We start from the raw sequence: 5,720 nt of genomic DNA on the forward strand, positions 1-5,720 counted from the left end.
CGCGGCGGTGAGCCACGGCTGGCACAAGCTGGTCGCCCAGCACCTCATGGCGGGCGCGGCCCAGCAGGCGGCCGACCTGCCGCTGTTCGCGCCCGAGACCAGGGCGCGGGCGACTGATCCCGTCACCAGCCATCAGGCGGCGGAGCGGGCCGCCCCCGCGGCCAGTGGCCAGCGGGCCTGTGTGCTGGCCGTGCTGCGCCAGTATGGCGACCTCACCTATCGGGAAATCGACCAGCGCCTCAACTGGCACACCGGGGCGCAGCGGCGGCTGCCGGAATTGGAACGGCTGGGACTGGCCCGCCCCACGGGCGACGAACGGGATGGGTGCCGGGTGTGGACGGCGATGGAGGCCGCGTGAATCTGGAACAGCTGCTGGCCGATGTGCGCGAGGAGGCGGCCCTGCTCCGGCGACATGGCCACAAGGTGCAAGCCGACAGCATCGAATCCGTCTGTGATCGGGTGCGCCAGTGCATGGCGGCGTACCTGGACTGGCTGACCGAGGAGGAGGCCGTGGCCCGCTCAGGCCGCAGCGCCAACTGGCTCCGGGGCCAGCTGCCGGAATGGGAAGTGATCGGCATGGCCCGGCGCGATGGCCGCAGGCGGTGGTATCGTCGGGTGATCGTCCCGCGGCGGCCCAACCTCGAGGCCGCACGGGCAGACGCCATTCGGGAGGCCCAGCGACTCACATGACACGCACACGGTTGGGACAGGGGCGCTACGGCGACCACGGGCACACGGTCAGCCTGTTCGTGGAGGGCGACCGCATCGTGGCCGTCTGGCGCGACAAGGGGCTGCGCCGGAAGAAGTCGTGGCCCAACACCAAGGAGGCCCGGAAGGAAGCGGTGGTCTGGGCCAAGGCGTTCGCCGAGTACCGGGTGAAGCCGGTGGCCGGGCCGGTGCCGCTCACCACCCAGGAGCTCTGGCTCAAGTATGCCGAGGCGGAGTTCCCCACCCTGCGCCCCAAGACCCAGCGCCTCTACGCCCAGTACTGGCGGCAATGGGAAGCGTATGTGAGCCCGGAGCGGGTCGCGGAAGACCTGGGCATGCAGACCATTACCGCCTTCCGGGGCCACCTTGAGGGCCGCGGGCTCGCCCCCTCCACCATCGGGCAGATCCTCAAGACCGTGAAGACGGTCTACAGCTGGGGGCACCGGCTCCGCTACATCAGCCGCGACGAGATGCGGGACTATCGGTACAAGGTGGCCAAGGAGCAGCGGCTGACCCCGCCCGGCGAATACCGCCAGGAGGAGCTGGACGCCATCCTGGCGCACCTTCCGCTTGAGGGGAGCCGGACATGGCGGGCGCATGCCGTGCTGGCCTTGTGCGGGCTACAGGGCGTTCGGCAGAACGCGGTCCTGCACCTGCGGTGGGAAGACATCGACCCGGCCTCCGGCACGGTCACCTGGCGGGCTGCCTACGACAAGGTGGGCCGGGAGTGGACGCAGCCGCTGCGGGCCAAGTCGCTCGCGATCCTTGAGGCCGTGCGCCCCAGGACGGGCGGCACCGGCTGGGTGTTCCCGGTCGGCAGCAAGAAGTCGGGCCGTGAGGTCTACTCCGGGCAGTCGCTGTGGGCGGCGCTCAGGCGGGCCGAGGATGCGGCTGGAGTGCCCCACCGGGAGCGGCGAGCGGCCCACGGCCTGCGCCGGATGCTGTTCAACGATGTGCTGGCGGAGACCGGAGACATCGGCGCGGCCATGTCGGCCATCAACGACACCGATCTGCGGGTGGCGAGTCGCTACCTCAAGGGTCGGGATGATCGAGTGAAGCTGGCGTTCGCGGCCCTCGACGCCAAACAGCCCCCAAACAGCCCTTTGGCCCCAAACCCCGAAACCCTGCCACCGCGTAAGTTGATGAAGCGTAAGCCTTTACAGAGTGCGCCGCGTAGGAATCGAACCTACAACCTAGCGGATTTTCGGTCAGGCGAAACCCCGGAAGTTGTTGGTATTTCAGGGGTTGACGATGACCGAAACGACACCGAAACCCCCCGAAACGCGCCCGAAGGCCAGATTAAAAGGCCCCCAAACGGCCCCCAGAATCGATGCCAGCCCGTGCGCCTGCCGGGCGATGCCTGGGGGTGCCCGTGAGTGGGCTGTGTCAGGGGTGTGGCCGCCCGCCTGCGCTGGCCGTGTACCCCGGCCATATCGACCACCTGTGCTACTACTGCCAGCCGTGCGACCGCATCGCCACCCGCGACCTCGGGCATGCTGGCCCGTGGGTGCCGAAGGCTGAACTGCCACCGGGCACCGACCTCGATCAGCTGCCTCGCGTCAACAATGGCTGGCAGCCGCAGCCGTGCCAGGTGTGCGGTGCGGTGACGAAGCTGCAGTGGCATCACCTCGCGCCACGGGCGCTGATGCCTGATGCGGAGAAGTGGCCGCAGGTCTGGACCTGTGATCGCTGCCACATGTCGTGGCATGACTGCGTGACGCCGGGGCTGGTCGGCCGGGCGAAGACCTGGACGCGATAATGCCGCGGATTCGCACCATCAAGCCCGAGTTTTGGGTGGACGAGAAGTTGGCCCCACTGGACTCGTCCACGCGCCTGGTCTTCTTGGGCCTGATCAGCATGGCCGATGATGCAGGCCGACTGGTCGACAACCAGAAGCAGATCGACGCCTTCATTTACCCGATGACCAGCCAGTCCGCGGCCAAGCCCGTGGACACGCTGGCGGCAATCGGCCGACTCCGGCGCGGGGTCACGGAAAGCGGCCAGCGCGTCATTCAGATCGTCGGGTTTACCAAGCACCAGAAGATTGACCGGCCGAACTATCGCGCCTGCCTGCCCCCCATTGCCGGAGATGTCGAGGAGGCCCCACAGGCCGTACCACCGGCACCACGCAAGCGGCTGGCGAGGGCACTGGCCGACCGTGTGTGGACACTCGCGCAGGGGATGTGTGCGCGGTGTGGCGTGACCTGCAAGCGCGGCAAGGCCAATCGGTACGATAATGACCCCACGTTGGGCGAAATCGACCACATCGTGGCTGTACGCGATGGTGGAGGTGACACGCCGCAAAACCTTCAGCTGCTATGCCTTAGCTGCAATCGCACGAAGGCCGGTAATGCCCTTTCGGCGAGGAATCGTCGAGCGTTCGACGACAAGTCGTCGAGGGCTCGTCGAACCATATCAGTATCAGTACCAGTATCAGTATCAGTACCTACGACCAACGATCAGAACCAAGATGTCGCCCTGCGGGCTGATTTTGAGGCCGCTTGGGCGGCGTACCCCAAACGGCCAGCCAACCCCAAGGGCAAGGCGTGGAAAGCCTACCTCGCTCGGGTCCGGGCGGGCGAAGACCCCGCGGCGATCCTCGCGGGGGTGCGGGCGTATGCCGCCTACGTCGAGCGGGAGAAGATTCCGGGCAAGTACATCAAACACGCCGCGACCTTCTTCGGCGAGGCCAAGCCGTACCTGGATGACTATGGCCCGGTGGCCTCGCCAACGATCCAGCTGTACGACCCGGTGACCGGCGACATGACGCCCGAGGCGGCCAAGATCTTGGGGCGGATCGCATGACCGCGCAGCCCGACCTGAGCGCCGTGGGGCGCATGGCGGTGGCCTACGCTGAGCGCGGCTTCGTGCTGGTGCCGCTCCACGGCATAGTCGGAGGCCGCTGCACCTGTCCGCTGGCCGACTGCCCCAGCCCCGGCAAGCACCCGCGCCCCTCGCGGGGCCTGCGCGAAGCCAGTGCCGATGTCGCGCAAGTGCGGCAGTGGTGGCTGCAGTGGCCCACGGCCAACGTGGGGTGCCTGCCGGGGCCATCGGGCTATGTCGTCCTCGACATCGACGGGCCGGAGGGCGAGGCGACCGCCCAGGCGCTGGGACTGCTCGCGGAACCCACGCTCGAGGTGACCACCGGGCGCGGGCGGCATCGCTGGTATCGCCATCCGGGCGGACACATCCCCAACGGCCAGCTGGGGGCGAAGCTCGATGTGCGCGGTGACATGGGCTACGTCCTGCTCCCGCCGTCCACGCATGTCACCGGCACCAAGTACCGGTGGGTCGGCCGCCTCGAGGATGTGGCGCTGCTGCCGCCTGGTCTCGTCCCACGCCTGCAGGGCCAGGCGGATCGCAGTGCCCCGCCCCCGGATCGGCTACCCGCGTGGATGCTGCCGTTCCTCACGGTGCAGAGCGGCACCCGCAACCACACGCTCACGCGATTCGTGGGCTGGGCGTTTGCGCAGGGGCATGACATCGCGACCGTCCAGGCGATGGCCGATGGGCTAAACGCCAAGTGGCCCGAGCCCCTGCCTAGTCCCGAGGTCGAGGCGGTCGTGCGAAGCATCGCCGCGGCGGAGGCCCGCAAGCCCACCCGCCGCACCGCCACGGGCACCACGCTGCAGCTGGCCGCGCCCGATGCGCCCGTGGTGGAGGAGCCAACCCTGCCCGCGCTTCGCGAGGCGCAACGGGATGAGGCGATCAGCCGCGGGCGGCAGGACTTGTCGAACGCCCCGCGCTGGCGTTGGCATGACCTCAACCGGCTGATGGGGCCGCTGCTGCCCGGCGAGGTCCACATGGTCGGCGCGATTACCGGGAACGGCAAGACCGCCTTCCTGATGTCGCAGATGGAGGGGTGGGCCGAGGCCAAGGTGCCGGTGCTGTATGTGCCGCTCGAGTTGGACCCATCCGACCTGCGGCGGCAGTGGGCTGCGTGGCAGCTGGGGCTGCCCTGGGTCAGCGTGGCCCGGAATGACTGGGCCAGCCTGCCTGAAGGGAGCCAGGAGGCGCATGAGGCCATGCTGGCCGAGCAAGCCGAGAACCCCTTCGTGCATTTCCCGCCCGACCGCCGCATTACGATCACGCGCCTCGCGCAATGGGTGGGCCGGGCCGTGGCGGAAGCGGGCATCCGGGTGGTGGTGGTCGACCACTTCCACCGCATGGACTTTGGCCCAGCCACCAGCAACTACCGGGTGCAGGTGACCGAGGCCGCACGGGCGCTCCGCGATGTCGCCCGGGAGTACGGTGTGGTCGTGGTGGCGGCGGCCCAGTTAAACCAAGACCCGCACCCTCTGGATCGCTACTTCCCGCCGACCCTCAAGCGACTGAAGGAGTCCTCCGGCATCAGCGAGGAGGCGTCAACCGTGCTGATGCTGTCGCGGGTACTCAAGGAAAGCCCGACCGCGGAAAACCTGCAGCTGCTGCGCGAGGGCCTTAAGGAGACCCGCGAGTTCGAGGAGCCCAATGCGATGTCGGTGACCTGCCGCAAGTCCCGACTGGATGACAGTGCGCGGGATCGTGCCGTCAAGCTCGCGGTCGCGAGTGGCCGCGTCATTGACTACCTGCCCCCAGGCTTGGCCCGCAGCTGGGCCGACCGCTACGAACTCTGACGATGACCGACGAGACCCGGACCACCATCCTGACCCTCGCGACCAACGCAACTCCGCTGGCCACCATCGCCGCGCAGGTCGGCGTCAGCCTCAGCACGGTGCAATACGCCGTCCGTGAGGCAGGGCTGGCCCGCCCGCGTGGGCGACCCCGCATCGAACGCTTTGGCGACAATCCCTTCCGCCGCCCTTCGAAGTCGTGCGCCGACCGCAAGACCCCGAAGCCCCGCTGCTGGTGCATCTACTGCCGCGAGAACCGGCTGCGGGACAATGCCGAGAACTATGCCCGTGTCCATGCCCACCGCAACCATCCCCGCCCGGTGCGCGATTGCCGCTGCCAGCATTGCCAAGCGAGGCGTGAGGCGCGGGCCGATGCCAAGTATGGCGCGGGGCTTGGCC

Annotated in this window: 7 protein-coding genes; all 7 read left to right on the forward strand. The window is 68.5% G+C overall.

The features are described from left to right. Positions 1-358: hypothetical protein (locus VKP62_02925; protein MEB3196134.1), on the forward strand; the 358-nt coding region annotated here is incomplete at its 5' end. Further along, positions 355-690, forward strand: a complete 336-nt coding sequence (locus tag VKP62_02930) for a hypothetical protein (protein MEB3196135.1) — start codon at positions 355-357, stop codon at positions 688-690. The genes VKP62_02925 and VKP62_02930, both read left to right, overlap by 4 nt. Next, a complete protein-coding gene (locus VKP62_02935; GenBank protein ID MEB3196136.1) occupies positions 687-2,084 on the forward strand; it encodes a site-specific integrase in 1,398 nt (465 codons plus the stop codon). Before VKP62_02930 ends, VKP62_02935 begins: the two co-directional genes overlap by 4 nt. Then, entirely contained in the window at positions 2,081-2,467 is a 387-nt protein-coding gene (locus VKP62_02940; protein MEB3196137.1) for a hypothetical protein, read from the forward strand. Before VKP62_02935 ends, VKP62_02940 begins: the two co-directional genes overlap by 4 nt. Next, positions 2,467-3,513, forward strand: a complete 1,047-nt coding sequence (locus tag VKP62_02945) for an HNH endonuclease signature motif containing protein (GenBank protein ID MEB3196138.1) — start codon at positions 2,467-2,469, stop codon at positions 3,511-3,513. The genes VKP62_02940 and VKP62_02945 overlap by 1 nt, the downstream gene beginning before the upstream one ends. A gap of 38 nt (positions 3,514-3,551) precedes the next feature. Further along, positions 3,552-5,324: a bifunctional DNA primase/polymerase gene (locus VKP62_02950; protein MEB3196139.1), complete on the forward strand. Its 1,773-nt coding sequence runs from the start codon at positions 3,552-3,554 to the stop codon at positions 5,322-5,324. 2 nt (positions 5,325-5,326) lie between these two features. Next, a partial coding sequence (locus VKP62_02955) for a hypothetical protein (GenBank protein ID MEB3196140.1) occupies positions 5,327-5,720 on the forward strand: 394 nt, incomplete at its 3' end.

This window comes from Candidatus Sericytochromatia bacterium (assembly GCA_035285325.1).
Lineage (GTDB): Bacteria > Cyanobacteriota > Sericytochromatia > S15B-MN24 > JAQBPE01 > JAYKJB01.

Coding starts and splice junctions, on each gene's coding strand:
- VKP62_02945 (MEB3196138.1), top strand. CDS start 2,467: ATGCCGCGGATTCGCACCATCAAGCCCGAGTTTTGGGTGGACGAGAAG.
- VKP62_02935 (MEB3196136.1), top strand. CDS start 687: ATGACACGCACACGGTTGGGACAGGGGCGCTACGGCGACCACGGGCAC.